Annotated in this window: 20 protein-coding genes; 8 read left to right on the forward strand and 12 right to left on the reverse strand. The window is 39.4% G+C overall.

The window, feature by feature from the left end; genetic code table 11:
- Nucleotides 1-74: 74 nt before the first annotated feature.
- The 6 genes from CW745_RS00340 to ruvB all read left to right on the forward strand — a co-directional run bounded on the left by CW745_RS00340 (nt 75) and on the right by ruvB (nt 5370).
- Entirely contained in the window at nt 75-1001 is a 927-nt protein-coding gene (locus tag CW745_RS00340) for a LysR family transcriptional regulator (protein ID WP_101106406.1), read from the forward strand.
- A gap of 56 nt (nt 1002-1057) precedes the next feature.
- A complete protein-coding gene (locus tag CW745_RS00345) occupies nt 1058-2056 on the forward strand; it encodes a Gfo/Idh/MocA family oxidoreductase (RefSeq protein WP_101106407.1) in 999 nt (332 codons plus the stop codon).
- Nucleotides 2057-2175: 119 nt separating this feature from the next.
- Nucleotides 2176-2697 (forward strand): crossover junction endodeoxyribonuclease RuvC, encoded by a 522-nt coding sequence (gene ruvC / locus CW745_RS00350; RefSeq protein ID WP_101106408.1) that lies wholly within the window; start codon nt 2176-2178, stop codon nt 2695-2697.
- A gap of 47 nt (nt 2698-2744) precedes the next feature.
- A complete protein-coding gene (gene rarD / locus CW745_RS00355) occupies nt 2745-3632 on the forward strand; it encodes an EamA family transporter RarD (protein WP_101106409.1) in 888 nt (295 codons plus the stop codon).
- Nucleotides 3633-3705: 73 nt separating this feature from the next.
- Nucleotides 3706-4329, forward strand: a complete 624-nt coding sequence (gene ruvA, locus CW745_RS00360) for a Holliday junction branch migration protein RuvA (RefSeq protein ID WP_101106410.1) — start codon at nt 3706-3708, stop codon at nt 4327-4329.
- 36 nt (nt 4330-4365) lie between these two features.
- A complete protein-coding gene (ruvB, locus tag CW745_RS00365; protein WP_101106411.1) occupies nt 4366-5370 on the forward strand; it encodes a Holliday junction branch migration DNA helicase RuvB in 1005 nt (334 codons plus the stop codon).
- Nucleotides 5371-5411: 41 nt separating this feature from the next.
- On the opposite strand, the gene CW745_RS00370 is transcribed toward ruvB, so the two are convergent.
- The 12 genes from CW745_RS00370 to CW745_RS00425 form a co-directional block, all read right to left on the reverse strand.
- Entirely contained in the window at nt 5412-5930 is a 519-nt protein-coding gene (locus CW745_RS00370; RefSeq protein ID WP_101106412.1) for a DUF3833 domain-containing protein, read from the reverse strand.
- A 105-nt stretch (nt 5931-6035) separates the two neighbouring features.
- Nucleotides 6036-6566 carry a chalcone isomerase family protein gene (locus CW745_RS00375; RefSeq protein WP_101106413.1) on the reverse strand — a complete coding sequence of 177 codons (531 nt, stop codon included), beginning with the start codon at nt 6564-6566 and terminating at the stop codon, nt 6036-6038.
- Nucleotides 6532-7080: a DUF2878 domain-containing protein gene (locus CW745_RS00380; RefSeq protein ID WP_101106414.1), complete on the reverse strand. Its 549-nt coding sequence runs from the start codon at nt 7078-7080 to the stop codon at nt 6532-6534. The genes CW745_RS00375 and CW745_RS00380 overlap by 35 nt, the downstream gene beginning before the upstream one ends.
- Nucleotides 7081-7391: 311 nt before the next feature.
- Nucleotides 7392-8603 (reverse strand): cyclopropane-fatty-acyl-phospholipid synthase family protein, encoded by a 1212-nt coding sequence (locus CW745_RS00385; protein ID WP_202973142.1) that lies wholly within the window; start codon nt 8601-8603, stop codon nt 7392-7394.
- Between the two features lie 37 nt (nt 8604-8640).
- Entirely contained in the window at nt 8641-9423 is a 783-nt protein-coding gene (locus tag CW745_RS00390; protein WP_101106416.1) for a DUF1365 domain-containing protein, read from the reverse strand.
- Nucleotides 9420-10676, reverse strand: coding sequence for an FAD-dependent oxidoreductase (locus tag CW745_RS00395; RefSeq protein ID WP_101106417.1), 1257 nt, complete (start codon nt 10674-10676; stop codon nt 9420-9422). The genes CW745_RS00390 and CW745_RS00395 overlap by 4 nt, the downstream gene beginning before the upstream one ends.
- Nucleotides 10673-11395 (reverse strand): SDR family NAD(P)-dependent oxidoreductase, encoded by a 723-nt coding sequence (locus CW745_RS00400; protein ID WP_101106418.1) that lies wholly within the window; start codon nt 11393-11395, stop codon nt 10673-10675. The genes CW745_RS00395 and CW745_RS00400 overlap by 4 nt, the downstream gene beginning before the upstream one ends.
- Nucleotides 11395-11817, reverse strand: a complete 423-nt coding sequence (locus tag CW745_RS00405; protein WP_101107060.1) for a nuclear transport factor 2 family protein — start codon at nt 11815-11817, stop codon at nt 11395-11397. The genes CW745_RS00400 and CW745_RS00405 overlap by 1 nt, the downstream gene beginning before the upstream one ends.
- Nucleotides 11818-11834: 17 nt before the next feature.
- Nucleotides 11835-13217: a deoxyribodipyrimidine photo-lyase gene (gene phrB, locus CW745_RS00410; RefSeq protein ID WP_101106419.1), complete on the reverse strand. Its 1383-nt coding sequence runs from the start codon at nt 13215-13217 to the stop codon at nt 11835-11837.
- A gap of 184 nt (nt 13218-13401) precedes the next feature.
- Nucleotides 13402-14373, reverse strand: a complete 972-nt coding sequence (locus tag CW745_RS00415) for a DUF523 and DUF1722 domain-containing protein (protein ID WP_101106420.1) — start codon at nt 14371-14373, stop codon at nt 13402-13404.
- A gap of 19 nt (nt 14374-14392) precedes the next feature.
- Nucleotides 14393-15043 carry a ChrR family anti-sigma-E factor gene (locus CW745_RS00420; RefSeq protein WP_101106421.1) on the reverse strand — a complete coding sequence of 217 codons (651 nt, stop codon included), beginning with the start codon at nt 15041-15043 and terminating at the stop codon, nt 14393-14395.
- Nucleotides 15036-15650 (reverse strand): sigma-70 family RNA polymerase sigma factor, encoded by a 615-nt coding sequence (locus CW745_RS00425; RefSeq protein ID WP_101106422.1) that lies wholly within the window; start codon nt 15648-15650, stop codon nt 15036-15038. Before CW745_RS00425 ends, CW745_RS00420 begins: the two co-directional genes overlap by 8 nt.
- Before the next feature lie 599 nt (nt 15651-16249).
- On the opposite strand from CW745_RS00425, the gene CW745_RS00430 reads away from it, so the two are divergent.
- Both CW745_RS00430 and cydB read left to right on the forward strand, forming a co-directional pair.
- Complete coding sequence (locus CW745_RS00430; RefSeq protein WP_193755523.1) at nt 16250-17818, forward strand: cytochrome ubiquinol oxidase subunit I; 1569 nt, start codon at nt 16250-16252, stop codon at nt 17816-17818.
- A gap of 9 nt (nt 17819-17827) precedes the next feature.
- Nucleotides 17828-18967 carry a cytochrome d ubiquinol oxidase subunit II gene (gene cydB, locus CW745_RS00435; protein ID WP_101106424.1) on the forward strand — a complete coding sequence of 380 codons (1140 nt, stop codon included), beginning with the start codon at nt 17828-17830 and terminating at the stop codon, nt 18965-18967.
- Nucleotides 18968-18976 lie beyond the last annotated feature (9 nt).

Genomic DNA, 18976 nt, shown 5'->3' on the forward strand with positions numbered 1-18976 from the left:
TAGTGCATTTATTGTATTAATAATAATTAAACTATATTATCAGAGGCATTAAAATAATTTATAGTTGGAGTTGTATGCGCACCACATTACATCAGCTAAAGGTATTTAAGCAGGTTGCTCAGTTACTTAATTTTACTAAAGCAGGCGAAGTCTTAGGTTTAACGCAACCGGCTGTGAGTATCCAAATTAAACAACTAGAAGGTAATTTAGGCCTTACGCTGTTTGAAAAAATAGGTAAATCGCTTTATTTAACGCCCGCTGGTAAAGAGTTACAGCTGTTTAGCGATGATATCTTTAATCGTTTTGAAAATATGGATATGACATTAAGTGCTTTGAAGGGAGAGTTGCAGGGGGATTTTTATCTTTCGGCAGTAAGCAGTGCGAAATATTTTACACCACATTTATTAGGTGCTTTTCATAAAAAATACCCTAAGGTAAATCTGCATTTAGATATTGTAAACCGTGAAAATATTATCCAGCGATTACAAGAAAATAAAGACGATTTAGTGATTATGGGCTTATTGCCACAAATGATGCCATTGGCGCGATACCCGTTTGTTGAAAACCAAATTATTTTAATCTCTAGTCCAAATCATCCCTTAGCTAAACAGAAAAAAATTTCACTAGAAGCGCTCTCTGAGCATGCTTTTATACACCGTGAAAAAGGATCGGGGACGCGCAAGGCGTTAGAAGAGTTTCTTAGTAAAAAATCGATTAACCTACAGGTTAATATGACCCTAGGAAACAGTGAAACGATTAAACAGGGCGTAATGGCAGACCTTGGTATTTCGGCGGTATCTCGTCACAGTGTTTCACTGGAGTTAGCGACGAATACATTAGTAGAATTAGATGTAGTGGGTTTTCCCTTGGTGCGAAGTTGGTATGTAGTGCACCATGAAAGTAAGCACTTATCGCCGATTGCAAAAGCCTTTGTTGAGTTTGTATTATCGGAGCAGGAAAATGTCCCTGCCATTTGTAATCGCCTTTTAGAATCACCCTAAAGGTTTGACTATTAACCAACAACACCTTGATAAGATAGGATGAGCAGGAGTATTAAATGAAAAAGATTAAGTGGGCGGTTATTGGTGCTGGCAATATTGCTCATCAATTTGTTAGTGAATTAATTAAACTGCCTAACTGCTCCGTTGTCGGGGTTGCTTCTCGTACCAAGGCCTCTGCAGGTGCTTTCGCGGAAAAATTTAATATTACCGATGTTTATGAATCCTATGAAATGTTAGTTAACCATTGTGATGTAGACATTGTTTATATTGCTTCGCCACATCAATTGCACTTTGAGCAAGCCTTGAGTTGCTTAAATGCCGGTAAAGCAGTGCTGTGTGAAAAGCCGATGACGCTTAATGTGGGTCAGTCAATGCAGCTGATACAGCTGGCCGAGCAGAAAAATCTATTTTTAATGGAAGCGATGATCACGCCTTTATTACCTGCAATTAAAGGATTACAAGCATACATTGAGCAGGGCAAGCTAGGTGAAGTAAAGTCAATTCAGGCAAGTATGGGCTTTCAGGCGGAGTTAGATATCAATAGCCGGATATTCAATCCTAAACTTGCTGGTGGTGCACTATTAGATGTCGGAATATATCCGCTCACATTAGCACAGTTGTTAATGAAAAAGATGCCAAGCTCAATGGTAAGTCAAGTGGAAAAAGCGCAAACCGGCGTTGATCAGCAGTCTATTGTTAGTTTGAAATATGAAAGTGAACAGGGCGCCGATGTACTGGTTCAGTGTCAAAGTTCAGTGGTTAATTTTTTACCTTGTTGTGCAACAATTTATGGGGATAAACTGATTGCTCAGCTAGCTGATTTTAGTTGGTCGGGGCGACAAATAGTGTTCACAAATCACCAAGGTGAAAGGGTAGAGGTACTTGATTATGCAAGTGATGAAAATGCGTATGCATTAGAAGCTATCCATGTGAATCATTGCTTACAAAATGGCCTCATCGAAAGTCCACTCATCCCACATCAGCAAACATTAGCAGTCCTTCACATTATGGATAGCTTACGTCAGCAATGGGGGTTGGTTTACCCTGATGAGTGATCATCTTTGAGCTTCTCTTACTATTTCATAAGTATTTGTCTGTACGAATAACTTTGCCTAAAGGACTTACAATGAAGTACAGTGTCCCCTTTTATTGAGCAACTTATTTTAGGTGTATCTTGAGCATTATTCTTGGCATTGATCCCGGTTCACGAATCACCGGTTATGGCATTATTGAGCAAAAAGGCAGTAAATGTTTTTATCTTGGCAGTGGTTGTATCCGCACGCAGGGTGAGTCATTAGCCCCAAAGCTAGACATGATTTTTAATGGTATAAGCGAAATTATCAAACAATACCAACCCACTGAGTTTGGTATTGAACAGGTATTTATGGCTAAAAACCCTGATTCAGCGCTTAAACTTGGTCAGGCGCGTGGTGCCGCTATTGTTGCGGCTACTCAGGCTGATCTTTATGTGTGTGAATATTCTGCAAGACAGATAAAACAAGCTGTGGTTGGTACGGGAGCTGCAAGTAAAGAGCAAGTTCAGCAGATGGTGAAACAGATATTAAACCTTTCCGGTAAACCGCAAGCGGATGCCGCCGATGGCCTTGCGGTGGCTATTTGTCATGCGCATACTGCGCAATCATTGGTTGCGATGGCAGGCAAAGTGAAAAAAACCGTACGCGGTCGATTACGCTAATCGGCTACTTATTCTTCCTTTTTCCTCTTTTAGGGTAATAACCATCAATGAAGCCACTTTCTGAACTGCATTTAGGTGTCCTTTACGCGCTCGGTGCTTATTTAATGTGGGGACTTGCGCCACTTTATTTTAAGTATTTAGAGTTTATCCCTGTTGGTGAAATTCTTGCTCACCGTGTTATTTGGTCAGTATTAGTCACTGCGGTTCTTATTACAATCACTCGAGCATGGCCTAATGTTTGGCATATTATTCACTCACCTAAAAAATTAGCACTGTTGTTGATCACGACATTACTAATAAGTTGTAATTGGATGGTGTTTATCTGGGCGGTAAATAATGAACGCATGCTCGAAGCGAGTCTTGGTTATTTTATTAACCCGATTATTAATGTAGTGCTAGGGCTAATGTTTTTAAAAGAGTCGTTAAGTCGAGTGAAATGGATTGCTGTTTTTCTGGCGCTGATTGGCGTGCTGGTGCAAGTTTATGCCTTGGGTGCATTGCCGTGGGTGTCGTTGATATTACCCATTAGCTTCGGTTTTTATGGTTTAGTACGCAAAAAAATTAAAGTCGAGTCGTTAACCGGGTTATTTATCGAGACGCTTCTTGTAGCGCCAATTGCGATTTATTACCTGTTTATGTTTGCAACCAGTGACTATGTCAATATGCTTAATAACACCTTATCGGTAAACCTTTGGTTAATGTTTGCCGGTGTCGTGACCGCTTTACCTTTGATCTTTTTTGGGCAAGCCGCATTACGCTTAAAATTATCGACCCTGGGGTTTTTCCAATACCTAGCACCATCGTTATTATTTCTTTTTGCTGTGCTTATTTACGATGAGCCACTGGATGTGGACTCGTTAATTACCTTTATGTTTATCTGGAGTGGTATTGCATTGTTTGCTTTTGAGAAGCAGATCTTGAGAAAGTTTAAATAATACTGGATATACAGTCAGCCCTTTTTTATACTCTGTGGCATTATTTCACTTTGATAACGGTTTGGATGAAAAGATGATTGGAAGATTACGTGGCATTTTAATAGAAAAACAGCCGCCTGAAGTTGTATTAGATGTGTCAGGGGTGGGTTATGAAATCCAATTGCCAATGAGCTCTTTCTATCCACTACCTGATATCGGTGAAGAGGCGGTTATCTTCACACATTTTGTCGTGCGTGAAGATGCACAACTTTTATATGGATTTGCTGATAAACATGAGCGTGCCATGTTTCGTGAGTTGATTAAAGTTAATGGTGTCGGGCCTAAATTAGCATTAGCTATTTTATCGGGTATGTCCGCTAATCAGTTTGTGCAATGTATCCATAACGATGCGGTAAGTAGCTTAGTGAAACTGCCGGGCGTGGGTAAAAAGACGGCTGAGCGTTTAGTGGTTGAGATGAAAGATAGGCTTAAAAACTGGGTTGGGGCAGATCTACTGACCCCTGAAGCAGATAAAATGGCCTTTGATAATGGCATTGAAAATACTGTTGTTTCGGGCAATGCAATTGATGAAGCGGTGAGTGCTTTGGTGGCATTAGGTTATAAACCTGCCAGTGCTGAAAAAGCGATCAAGCAGGTGAATAAGCCGGGCATGGATTGTGAAGCGTTAATTCGAAGTTCACTAAAAAGCATGCTTTAAACCGATTGATATTCATTTTAAAAAATAGAGTCGCAGATGATTGAAGAAGATCGCCTTATATCAGGAACAGAAAAACTAGACGATAGCTTTATCGACCGTGCTATTCGCCCTAAATTATTAGCCGATTACGAGGGACAGCCTCAGGTTAATAAACAGATGGAGATCTTCATTGAGGCTGCTCGCCAACGCAGTGAAGCGTTAGATCATCTGCTTATTTTTGGCCCTCCTGGTTTAGGTAAAACCACACTTTCTCATATTGTAGCGAATGAATTAGAGGTGAATATCAAAACCACCTCAGGACCTATTTTGGAAAAAGCGGGCGATTTAGCCGCGCTACTTACCAACCTTGAAGAGAACGACGTACTGTTTATTGATGAAATTCATCGCTTAAGCCCAATCGTTGAAGAGATTTTGTATCCTGCAATGGAGGATTATCAACTCGATATTATGATTGGTGAAGGCCCTGCTGCACGCTCTATTAAGCTTGACTTACCTCCCTTTACTTTGATTGGCGCAACCACGCGCGCGGGATCTTTAACTTCACCATTGCGCGATCGTTTCGGTATTGTGCAACGTTTAGAGTATTACGAGCTTAAACCTCTCACTAAAATTGTAATGCGCAGTGGTAAGCACTTTAATTTAGACTTAGCGGAGTCGGGCGCGATAGAGGTGGCGAAACGTTCTCGTGGAACACCACGTATTGCAAATCGTTTATTACGACGTGTTCGAGATTACGCGCAGGTTAAAAAAGCTGTTGTGATTAATGATGAGATCGCGAAACAGGCGTTAGATATGCTTGAGGTAGATAATCAAGGTTTTGATTATATGGACAGAAAACTACTAATGGCTATTTTGGATACTTTCCAAGGAGGCCCGGTTGGGTTGGATAATCTGGCTGCTGCCATTGGTGAAGAAAAAGAGACCATTGAAGATGTACTTGAGCCTTACCTGATTCAGCAAGGCTTTTTACAAAGAACACCACGTGGACGAATTGCCACTAACCGTACTTATCTACACTTTGGCTTTGATAAACCGTCATAGGGTGCTTGGCAACTTATCACATATGAGTTGCCAGTTTGGGGTTACTTAGTGATCACTAAAATAACTTCTCCGACATTAATCCCCCATTTCTTTATGTAGCTGCGATTTATCACAACCTGCTCATCTATTTGATATAACCAATCATCAAAAGTAACACGATAAACACTGTCATCAACCGTTAAATCAAGCTCATAATCCCACTGCAGTGCAAAACCTGCGCTCTGTCCCTGTGCCTCACCAACAATGTCACCGGCTGTGCCTGTGTAACGACCATCTTGTAGCTTGTTAATTACCCATGTGCGCTCTGTTTTTTCACCATCGTCAAAGACAAACCATTCTGCTAACGTACCTTGGTTATCCTCCCAAGTACCTATCATCTCAACGCTAAATCGCCTGGTTACTTTGCCGGATCTATCTAACACAATCCCTTTGGCTTGAAGTGGGCCATTGAAAAATGTTTTGACATCAAATACAGGTGTTGTTTGATCATAGTCGCTCAGTTTTTGGCTACTACATGCGACTAACATTAAACTCGAAAAGATGATTAATAATGACTTCATTTGATATTTCCTTATATTATAAATATGTTTATCGCTCGATTGCTTACGCACCTATCTACCAATTAATTTCTGGCGCAGCTATTTACCGATTAATTGCTCTTTCAGCTATTTACCGATCAATTGCTGTCGCAATTGGGGCTCACTGGTATTTTGTGATAACCAAATCGATAAAAATGCATGTGAGAATTGTTCGCTATTGATAGCGCCTAACAGCTTTTGATTATGATAAAAGTAGCCACTACCATCTTCTTCAACCATGAATAATAGCTCATCACCTTTTTTAATATCTGGCCATAATTGCCCGAGCGCATCTAGCCAATAAGGTGCTTGTTGCGGATTTAGTCCCAATTTTTGCCACTCTTTCTCGGTGGCGCTGATCAGATGTTGTTTATCAATATTCTTTTGATAAACAATATGAAGTGCTTGAGGATATTGTTTTTCATTGTATTTGCCACTTGGGCTATATAGGGAGGCTTGATAGAGGTCGATAAACAACCAACTCATTTCACCTTGTCCAACCATCTTTAAATGATCGGTGAGGTGGTTGCTTGCAATGGCATGATGGCTGTTAACACAAACAATAAAAAGGAGGCTAAATAGACTATGTTTGAAGCTCTTTGACGGTAGTTTTCTCATCGTAGCGTATCCTATTTTGTGATCCTATAGATACATATACGGGTAATAGGGATGCCCAGATCATACTGATAGAAAATAAACTAAGTAGTAGATTTTCATTAAGGGTAACCGCGCCCAATTTTGCACCAGCGTAATAACTGAGCGTGCCAAATATTGCGCCAAAAGTAATTTGTATGTAAACAGGAACTTGCGTTAACCAGCGCATACTATGATTTAAAGTCAGGGAAAAATGCGCCCATAAAAGTACTAACCATAGTGGAATAAAGCTCTCTTTAGGGAAGATAAAAATACCCAGAAAGGTGAGTAGATAGTCGGCTAATGAGCCGACTAAAGTAATGGCAAGCAGTGTAAATAAGTCCGCTTTTTTACTTGGGCTGAGTAAAAAGTGGGCGCACAAAGACATCACTAAAATAGGTAATGCTTGATCTGTATAGAGCACTGCTGCAAACCAAATTGCTTGGAACCAAATAAAATTTATCCAAATGAAATGCTTATTGTTTATTGTCACATTCATGATGGCCCCTTTTGAAATGTTCGAGTATTATACCAATACGCTTAACTATCTGATCTATCTTGCGGGTTAAAAAAATAGATAACAGCGTTGCATTCAATCGCAATAGCTATTACTAAATCATGCGCCTTGCTCTCTATCATTTTCCTCAACAAGCCCTGTTCACAATATTATGCGCAATGTTATTAGTCTCTGTGTACACAATACAAAACCTAAAAACATTGTGCTGTTGTGAGAACAAATTCGCTTAGAATAACTAAGCGAGAATAATCCTGACTTGCGAAATAAATTCAAACAGTAAAGTTCAACAGAGGCTAGTATTCGCGGTAATTAGGCTTTGCTGCAATTAAGTGCACAGTGCTGATACGTCGCTCTAAAAATGCGCCTTCACAGTAGCTAAAGTAGAACTTCCACAATCGAATAAAAGTATCGTCATAACCTAATGATTTAACTTTTTCTAGTGCATCATCGAAACGTTGATGCCAATGGTTCAAGGTTTTAGCATAGTCCTGTCCAATATCATGTAATCCTGTGACTACCATGTCAGTTTTTTTACTCACATTTTGTGTCATTACACTGACCGAAGGTAGGCAACCTCCAGGGAAAATATAGCGTTGGATGAAATCAACGCCTTTACGATAACTATGGTATCGTTGATCAGAGATAGTGATCGCTTGAATGAGCATTTTACCGTGTGGTTTTAAATGTTTATTACAGGTTTCAAAAAAGCTAGCTAAGTATTCATGGCCGACTGCTTCAATCATCTCTATCGAAACTAACTTGTCGTATTCCCCCGTTAACTCACGGTAGTCTTTTTTAAGTAAAGTAATTTTTTCTGTCAATCCAAGTGCTTCTATACGCGATTTTGCATAGTCGTATTGTGCATCGGAAATAGTAGTAGTGGTAACTTGTGCACCATAGTTTTGCGCTGCATAAATAGCTAATGCTCCCCAACCTGTGCCTATTTCTAATAGTGTGTCACCGGGTTTTAGTTGTAAACGTTGGCAAATTGTATCTAGCTTATTGAGCTGAGCTTGCTCTAAATCTGCTTCATTGTGTGGGTAAATAGCACTGGAATAGAGCATCTCTTTATCTAAAAATTGCTCATACATATCATTACCTAAGTCGTAATGCTCAAGAATGTTTTTCTTTGCGCCTGATTGGGTGTTTTTGCGCGCTTTATGGTAGAACCAACTAGGGATCGCCATAAACCGAGCAAAACGTTTTTCTAGTTTATCAAGTGCGACTTGCTCTCTTGCTAATACTTGAATCACGCGTGTTAAATCAGGGCTACTCCATAAGCCTTGCATGTAGGCTTCACCTGCACCAATGCTTCCACCAAATAACATTTTGCTGTAACAACTCATGTCATGAATAACGATTTTGGCATGCAAATCTGCTTTCATATTACCTAAATGAAACTGTCCGGTTGGCTCTTCAAAGGTAAGGTAACCATTTTTCATTTCACCTAAAAAAGAGATGATCAATTTTTTTGCCATTTTATCGACTAAGCCAATAGGCTCCATAGTCTTTGTTTTGACCTCGTTAGATAAGGCGATATTTTCAGCTGACATGATGGTTCTCCTTTTTTGAATGTGCCACGTAGGGAACACCTTTTATATATAGTTTGAGTGCTTGCCAATAGATACCGAGTACTGTTTTAGCAGTCATCATTGGAATAGCTAATAGGTTTTTTAACAGGTTTTTGTTAGTAAATGCTTGGCGTTTCATATTGATGCTAGCAGTAAACATTTTTCTTTGTGCAGTGTTGATTGTTGGGTTATCGGATTGGTTATCGGCTACGTTTTCGATTGTTAAACTCAATGTTTCTGCCGGTGCTTTAATTCGCCAGTGATAACGCATGTTAAGATCCATAAAGGGGGAAACATGAAACGTTTTTTCACACTGTTGTTCAGTGCTCACATCAATCAGATAATATTGACGCTCATTCCATGGAGTGTTGCTCACTTCAGCAAGTAGGTAAGCTAATTTCTCATTTTGGTCATAACAGTAATAACTGTTGATGGGACTAAAATAGAGTCCAAAGCATCGCATCTGACCGATGAAGAGTATTTTTCCTGCTTTGTCATCACCACCTAAACTAACTACTTTATCCCATACATCTTGTTTACTTATATTCTGTTTATGTTGCAGATAATCTGGTGCAAAAAAGCGTAACGGTGCAAAACCATCGGTTTTAAAGTATCGCCCTAGTTGACTTAATTGTGTTAGCTCATCCAAGTCGATTGCTAAGAAGAAGATACGGTAACTAAAACGGTGTTTTTTAGGCGTAAATCGTTGGTGAAAAACCTCACCTTGATAGATGCATGAGTTGAGTGAACTCATAGTGTTACTCCAAAACGTTTACACACATCTAATGCGCTATTAACGCCATCCTCATGAAAGCCATTATACCAATACGCGCCAGCGAAGTGAGTATGTTGTTGTCCACAAATAAGTTTACGCTGTTGTTGTGCTTTAATACTTTGGGCATTAAATACGGGGTGCTCATACTGGTAAGTACCTAATATGGATTCAGGCTTTATTAGTTCTGTCTGGTTGAGTGTGACACAGAATGTTGGCGTACCTTTTTTCAAACGCTGCAAAATATTCATATTGTAGGTGAGGGCCGCAGGGCGTTTATTATCGTTATTGAGGTGATAATTCCATGCAGACCAAGCGCGTTTTTTATTGGGTAATAAACTGATGTCGGTATGCAAAACTACTTCATTATTTTGATATTGTAATCCGTTAAGCACTTTTTGTTCATCATCGCTGATATCAGAGAGTAGTCGTTTTGCTTGGTTGCTGTGGCAGGCAAGTACCACTTCATCAAAGTGTTGCCACTCACCTGAGTTTACTTGTAAACGAATACCTTCTTTTACTCTTTCAATAGATGTGACTGGCGCGTTTAGTTGAATTTTATCTTTAAAGCTATCACAAAGAGGTTGTACATACTGCTTTGACCCCCCCGGAATGACGTACCACTGTGGTCTATTCGTAATACTAAGTAAGCCATGGTTGTAAAAAAATCTAATAAAAAAATATAATGGAAACGCTTTCATATCTTCTAGGCTTGATGACCAAATAGCAGCACCCATTGGAAGAATGTAGTGGTTAGCAAAGTAATCATTAAAGCCATGTTGTTGCAAAAACTGTTCTACATTTTGCTCTTCGTCAATACACTGATCTAACCATGCTTCATTGCACAGTTTATTGAAGCGTAAAATTTGTTTGATGAGCATTAAAAACTTGGGGTTAAATAGGTTACTGCGTTGTGCAAAAAGGCTATTAAGGTTAGTGCCACTATATTCTAAGCCACTGTCTTGATTGCTGACACTGAAACTCATTTCGGTCGCTAATCGTCCAACACCAATTTTTGATAGTAATTTTTCAAAGTTTGGGTAGGTACGATCATTAAATACAATAAACCCGGTATCTATATCCCATGACTCACCTTCGGCTTGTACCGTTTTGGTGGCGGTATGTCCTCCGATATATTCTCCGGCTTCAAATAGGGTGATGTCATGTTGTTTGTTGAGTAGGTAAGCGCAGGTTAGTCCTGATATACCGCTTCCGACAATGGCAATTTTTTTCATTTTTGTAAGCTCCGTGCTGAAATAGCTTGCCACCAACTATCTGGTAATAGGGCTAAGGTTTTCAGAATGAGGGTAAATTTTTTAGGAAAATGTATATCAAACTGCCGTTTATTAAGACCATTTATGATCTCTTCCGCTGCTTGTTGCGCGCTTATTTGCATGGGCATTTTAAAATCGTTTTTATCTGTCAAAGGAGTCTTTACGAAGCCGGGGCTAATTAAGCTCACATCAATGTGATGTTTTTTCAAATCTAATGCTAATGTGCGAGCTAAATAGGCTACGCCTGCTTTACTTGCGCCGTAAGCTTGTGCACGAGAAAAGGGTAAGAAGCTTGCACTAGAGCCAACTAAGGCTAGTTGACCACCGTTACAGATTTGAGGTAATAATGCCTCTAAACAGTATCCCATCGCAATTAAGTTGGTATTGATCACGCGTGCAAACAGATTTCCATCAAAATTTTTAGCATCATCAATATATTCGCAGCTACCTGCATTTAAAATGACCATATCTAGTTCTCCTAAATCGGAGAGCTTTTCATTTACCTGTTGTTGCACGCACACATCTACTTCGATGCAATCAATGTTTTGATAGGTACTGAGTCTAGCTAGTTTTTCTGTGTTGCGGCCACACGCAATAATCTTATGCCCAAGCTTTTGATAATCTTGACAAAGTGCTTCACCAATACCTGAAGTTGCGCCAGTAATTAGAATCGTTTTCATTAGCTTGCCCTCTTTTTAACTGCTTTGATCACAGGCCCTATCATAGGCAAGTGTTCATAGAGCATTTGTCCAAGATCCAAATAATCTCGATGGCAATCTATTTTTTCTGAAAATTGAAGATGCGAGGAGCCATCTACTACAATGCGTTGCCCCTTTTTAATTTTGTGATGAGCATATTCCATTCGCCAGATAATAGAGGCTTCCCCAGGTTGCTCAATGACACGATTGATATGAAAATGGCAGTAGTCCATGTTTTCATAAAGGTTGGCAAAGTAAGTCGTGAGCGCATCAAGACCATTTACTTGATGAATAGGATCAATAAATACCACACTGTCACTGTAAACCTCTTTCAAGCGTTCCAAGTTGTCTTTATTGAGACTTTGATAAAGCTGACAAAAATCATTCAACAGTGTGTTCTTCATGGTATTTCCTTTCTGTTTCATCCCCCTTGGTGCTCTTGAGCTTTGAGTACCGAGAAGGAGAGTAGTGCGCGTTGTCGTGCAAATTTATGTTCAACGATTGGCTTAATAGGTTCGTGTAGTTGCTTGCTATTGATGCCTTGACGCTGTTGTAAATAGATACGGATAAACTCCCCATTTGGATCAAATTTCTTGCTTTGTAAGGTTGGATTAAAAATACGAAAATAGGGCTGTGCGTCACAGCCTGTACTGGCTGCCCATTGCCAGCCACCATTGTTAGAAGCAAAGTCACCATCAATTAAGTGTTGTTTAAAATATTTTTCTCCCCAACGCCAGTCGATTAAAAGGTGCTTGGTAAGAAAGCTGGCACAAACCATACGCAGGCGATTATGCATCCATCCGGTTTCATTGAGTTGACGCATTGCCGCATCTACTAATGGGTAGCCGGTTTTACCTGCACACCAAGCCACAAAATCTTCATCATTATTATTCCAAATTATATTTTTAGCTTTGGGGTTGTAGTTAGCACCTTTACCAATGTGTGGATTAAGTACCATGATATGACGATAAAACTCTCGCCAAAGAATTTCATTAAGCCAAACAACGGGGCCTGTTGCATTACCATCAAGTAAAGTAGGAAAAGCTTGCAATAGATAATAGACACACTGTTTTGCGCTGATAATACCTAGGGCTAAACAGGGTCCTAGTTTTGAAGTCGCTGACAAAGCAGGAAAGTCTCGCTGCTCATGATAATCTTCAACGTGCAAATTGATAAATTTTTGCAATGACTGATAAGCCTCTTCTTCGCTGGCTGGCCAAGCACTACTGTTTATTTTATCAAGTGGCAATAAAATGTCAGGGTTTTCAATGGGTGCACCTTGTATAACCGGTGCAGGATAAGGATGCAGGTTTACTTCTTGCCTAAGCATTTTTAAGCAACAGTTTTTAAAAGGAGTGAAAACTTTGTACATATCCCCTTGTTTTGTTACTACTTCACCAGGGTTTATCAAACAGTCTGCTTGATAGAGGTTAAAACCTATTTGTGCTTCACTTAATACTTGTTGGCTTTGAATATCACGAGTGATCTCATCAACTTCTACTTCACTGTTTGCATATACATTACCAATGTTATTTTGCTTACAATATGCGACTAGTCGTGCCGGAATATCAACAAAGCTATTTACTTCAATAACCTGCAAGGCAATACCTAATTTTCCGAGTTGCACACTTAAATGATTTAGCGCACGTTGCATTAAATCAATCTGAATAGGTGCGACATCGTGTTGTTGCCATTGTTCGGGAGTAATAAAGTAAATGGCGGTTGTTGGGCCATTCAGGCAGGATTGATAAAGTGCGGGATTATCGTTGATACGTAAATCTTTACGAAACCATACAAGTTCCATCTGTTTTCCTTTATGTGAAGTGAGAGCATGTCAAAGTGATTAAGTATATGCCCTTACTTTTGCACAGGAAAATAGCTTAATGAAGATAATAAACTGACTAAACATCTGCTTTTAATCAGTTTATTTTCAATAGGTTAAGCTATTGTAACCAGAAAATTGAACATATATTTATTCAAATTTGCTATTAGTGGCTATAACGCAACCTTAATTCATCGGGATGAGGGTGCAGGTATATCTGTTGTTGTAGATAAGGGTCTGGATAAAGCTTTAGGTAATGATTAATTAGCGTGACAGGGGCCATGAGTGGAATTAACCCTTCACGGTATTGACTAATAATATCGGCTAGGTCGGTACGCTGAGCACTGTCTAAGTTACGCTTAAAATACCCTTGCAAGTGGGACAGTGTATTACTGTGACTCTTACGATTAGGGAGTGTGCTAAGTATTTTCATAAACAAAGCAATATAGTTTGGTGCAATCTCTTCAGCGGTTTCACCTGTGCCACCGAGCATTGGACCTATTTTATAATAAAGTGCTGCGTTGTGTGCCATTAATAGGTATTTGTGTTTTGCGTGGAATGCCATCAATTTTGCCATAGTAACGCCAGAGTCCATCAAACCTTGCCATTGATGGTAAGCCAGTACCCGGGTAATGAAATTTTCACGCAGTAGGGGATCGTTTAGTCGACCATCTTCTTCAACAGGAAGTAGTGGATGGTCTTTCATTACTTTAGCTGCAAATACACCAACGCCATCACGTTGACCGTTGTTAGTGCCTGCTTGATATAAAGTAACGCGCTCCATGCCACAGCTTGGTGACTTAGCACAAAAAATATAACCACTTAGGTGATCAAGCGTAGCACTCGTTTTAGCTGAAAATTCATTGAGTTTATCAGTGACATCAAAGCTTCCATCGCTGGCAACAACACGAATGATATCTTCATCCTTTACTAAGCGTATAGCACGACGTGGCGTACCTAAGCCTATTGCCATTTCAGGACAAATAGGCTCGAAGTCAAAATGATTAGCTAATACTTTTTGGCAATACTTACTTTGTTTGTGTCCGCCATCAAAGCGGACTTGCTGACCAACAAGGCAACTACTGATGCCAACCTTAATTGGCGCCTTGCTTACTGTGTTTTGTTGCTGATCTGTCATATTTTACCTTTAATCTAGGTTAGTAGATAAATTTACCTAATGGATTTAGTACCTTACTCATGCCACTTATAAAATGCAATGGTGCATCTTGTACGGTGTAACATAAACAACCTTTATCAGTCTTAGGGGAGTGGTTTATTTCACCAGATAACAGCATGAAATCTCCTTTACTATAAGTGCCATGTTCATCTGTAAAGCTACCATCTAAGAGTAGTGTTAACTCATAGCCTTTGTGTTGATGTTGAGGAATTTCTCCACCTTCTTTTATGTGTAATAAGCTTGCGCGCACATTTTCTTCATCGCTGATGACGCGCGCACGGCTGATTGCACCAAAACCTGTCCATTTGAGATGTTCAAAAGAACGAAATGCATGGGGAAGGGTAATTTGCTTACCTTCTATTAAAACTTGTGTATCTTGTTTGGCAACTATCTTTTTACTCTTTGTTACAGGCGTCGCTAAAATCCCTTGTAACATATCACCAAAGTCAGCTAACTCTACCTGTTCGCCATTCCAAGTCTGTTGTGCTTGTGATGCGACAATACGTTGTTCTTTCGCTTTGCATTCCGGGCACATTTCAATATGTGCACTGAGTGCAATCGATAATGAAAAAGGTAATTCACCACGACAGTATTGCGCTAACAACTCTTCATTTGGATGATGTTTAATCATGATCTATCTCCAATGTTGTTTTCAACTTAGAAAGCGCTAATCTTAACCGAGATTTCACTGTTCCTAAGGGGATGTTTAATAATCGAGCAACTTCAGGTTGACTCAACTCTTTTAAATACAATGCCTCAACTACTTGTCTTTGTTGCTCGGGCAAGCTATTGATATTTTTTAGTAAATTTCGCGACATTAGGTGATCATCTTCATGTGATTCCTGCTCCTCAAAAAGTGGCCATAAATCATCACTGACTTGATCCTCTTTTTGAGTCTGTTTCTTACGTAACATATCAAAGCAGTGATTACGCATGATGGTATAAATCCATGTTGTCGCTTTGCCTTTTTGTGCATTAAAAAGGCTCGCTTTGCGCCACACTAATAACATAGTTTCTTGGACTAACTCTAATGCCTGAGCCTCCTGTCCGAAACGTTGTAATCCAAAAGCACGAATTTTAGGGGAGAAGTATTTAAACAATACTTCAAACGCTTTTTTATCTTGCTCTTCAGCGACCTTAGAAAGGGCTGTCTGAATTACACTGTCCGTGTCTATTTCAGCGATGTTATTTAAATTATTCAATGGTTTACCCGTAACGTTGTTTGTAACTGTTAGCATTTTATATTCCATAGTATACGGCTATTGATTCTGTTTAATACGCTTGAGTGTCAAAAATGGATCACTAAAGGAGGAAAATTTATTTGATTTAGTTAATTAATAGCAAACTAAGCCAGTAGCTGATCTATTTTACTGGTTCAAATAATTTATCTCTTTGTTGAATTTTTCTTAAAAAGAACAACTGTTTACGTAAAATATCGTCTTGAATTAGTCCTTTTTACTGCACAAAATTCAAACAACATACTTAATATCGATTGATATAATCATATTTTGATACCTCCCTTTCAAAAGAAAAGTGCGAGTACGACTGTCGAAAAGCATGATAAAAAGCCGTTGATCTAAATCAATTTACGGCGTATAAAGAGGGTGATTTATTTGTAAGCTATTGATGTTAAAGGGTTGTTAACTGTTTTGGCGTTTTTTAACATTCTTTTAACAAATTGAAGGGTGGTAAGGACAAAGCCATAGCAATAAGCACAACAAGATATTTTATTAAAATTTTTATTTTAAAGCGTAATGGTTAATTTTTTTGCTGTGCATGGTGTACAGTTATTTAATATTTTAAAACCTTCCCAAATGATAATACTCAGGAGAAAATGATGGACGATATTGTAGATCTATCGCGATTTCAATTTGCGATGACCGCTATGTATCACTTCTTATTTGTGCCGTTAACACTAGGTCTTGCATGGATACTAGCGATAATGGAGTCACTTTATGTGATGACAAATAAAGAAATATATAAGGATATGACTAAGTTTTGGGGGAAACTGTTTGGTATTAATTTCGCCCTTGGTGTTGCTACTGGCTTAACCATGGAGTTTCAATTTGGTACTAACTGGGCTTATTACTCTCATTATGTTGGTGATGTTTTCGGTGCGCCTTTAGCGATTGAGGGGATGATGGCCTTCTTCTTAGAATCAACTTTTGTCGGTTTATTCTTCTTTGGCTGGGATAGATTAAGTAAATTACAGCATCTTACTGCAACCTGGTTAGTAGCGCTAGGTTCAAGTATGTCCGCTTTGTGGATATTGGTGGCTAATGGTTGGATGCAAAACCCTGTTGGCGCTGAGTTTAACTATGAAACGATGCGAATGGAGATGACCAGTTTTGCTGAGTTAGTCTTTAACCCTGTTGCTCAAGTTAAATTTGTACATACTGTTGCTGCTGGTTATACAACCGGGGCCGTATTTGTACTTGCAATTAGCTCATACTATTTATTAAAAGGACGTGATATTGGTTTTGCAAAACGCTCCTTTGCAATTGCAGCTGCTTTCGGTCTTGCTGGTATTCTTTCAACGATTGTATTAGGTGACGAAAGCGGTTATGAAGTCGGCGATGTGCAGAAAGTTAAATTAGCTGCTATCGAATCAGAATGGGAAACACACCCAGCACCGGCTGCATTTACGATGATTGGTCTTCCTAATCAAGAAGAGCAGCGGACTGATTATGCAATTAAAATTCCTTATGCGTTAGGTATTATTGCCACGCGTTCACTCGATGAGCAAGTCACTGGACTCAAAGACTTGATGGCTGAACATGAAGTGCGTATTCGCAACGGCATGATAGCTTATGGTTTGCTTGAAGAGCTACGAGCAGGTAATACTTCAGAAGAGAATAAGGCCGCTTTTGATGCTGTTAAAAAAGATTTAGGCTACGGCTTATTGTTAAAAATATACGCACCAAATGTTGTTGATGCAACTGAAGCGCAGATCCAAATGGCCGTTGAAGACAGTATTCCAAGTGTTGCACCTATGTTCTGGACTTTCCGTATTATGGTAGGGTGTGGTATTGCGATGTTATTTATCTTCTTATTTGCTTTTTATCAATCTGCGCGGAATCGAATTGGCGAAAATAAACTGTTCTTAAAAATATGTTTATTCAGCTTACCTTTACCTTGGATTGCAGTTGAAGCGGGGTGGTTTGTTGCTGAGTATGGTCGTCAACCATGGGCTATTGCTGAAATTCTTCCTACTTCTGTAGGGGTTTCCGGAATTTCAATTGAACAAATTTGGTTCAGTATTATCTCTATCGCCACTTTTTACACAGTGTTATTAGCGGTTGAGATGTTTTTAATGTTCCGTTTTGCGCGCCTTGGTCCAAGCAGTTTAAAGACCGGTCGTTACCATTTCGAGCAACCAGAAAACAGCATAGAGCAAAAGGGATAGGAATTTATTATGTTTGATTATGAAACGTTAAAATTACTTTGGTGGCTACTTATTGGCGTATTGCTGATTGGCTTTGTTATCACTGATGGGTTTGATATGGGAGTAGGGACACTTCTGCCTATTATAGGTAAAACAGATGAACAGCGCCGTATAATGATAAACAGTATTGCCCCTCACTGGGAAGGTAATCAAGTATGGTTAGTGTTGGCTGCAGGCGCTATATTTGCGGCCTGGCCGGCCGTTTATGCAACTGCATTTTCTGGTTTTTATGTGGCCATGATGCTGACTCTATTTGCTTTATTCTTTAGACCTGTTGGTTTTGATTATCGCAGTAAGTTAGCGGATGATCGCTGGCGTAAAAGTTGGGACTGGGGAATATTTACTGGCAGCACGGTACCTCCTATCGTATTCGGTGTTGCCTTTGCTAATTTATTACAGGGCGTGCCTTTTGTATTGGATGACTTTTTGCGTCCTCAATATCAAGGTAGCTTTTTTGCATTACTTAACCCTTTTGCATTAATGGTTGGTGTCTTTAGTTTATCGCTGTTTGTTATGCAAGGTGCCTCATGGTTACAAATGAAAACCGAAGATGAGATTCATGCGCGTGCTAAAAAAGTCATTTTCATTGTTGCCCCATTAGCAACATTACTATTTGCACTAGCGGGTGTTTGGTTATATTACGGTATTGATGGTTATGTGATCACTGCAATAGGTGATTTGAATGGCCCTTCTAATCCATTATTAAAAACAGCCGAGCTTCAGCAAGGCGGTTGGTTATTAAACTATGAAAAATATCCATTAATGATACTTGCACCTGTACTGGGGTTAATCTTGCCATTATTGGTTGTGATTGCGACTAAATTTAATCGTGCTGGTTTTGCTTTTTTGTTTAGTAGCTTAACCCAAGGTGCAGTATTGATGACATTTGCACTCAGTGTTTTCCCATTTGTGATGCCATCGAGTATTGATCCAAGCATGAGCTTCACGGTTTGGGATGCCACATCAAGTGAGATGACGTTGAATATAATGACTATCGCTGCTGTTATCTTTTTACCTATTATTTTGCTTTATACGAGTTGGGGATACTTTAAGATGTTCGGTCGTCTTGGAAAAGCGTTCATGGCTAAATATAAGCATTCAGCGTATTAATTAAGGAGT

It is taken from the genome of Psychromonas sp. psych-6C06 (assembly GCF_002835465.1).
GTDB lineage: Bacteria > Pseudomonadota > Gammaproteobacteria > Enterobacterales > Psychromonadaceae > Psychromonas.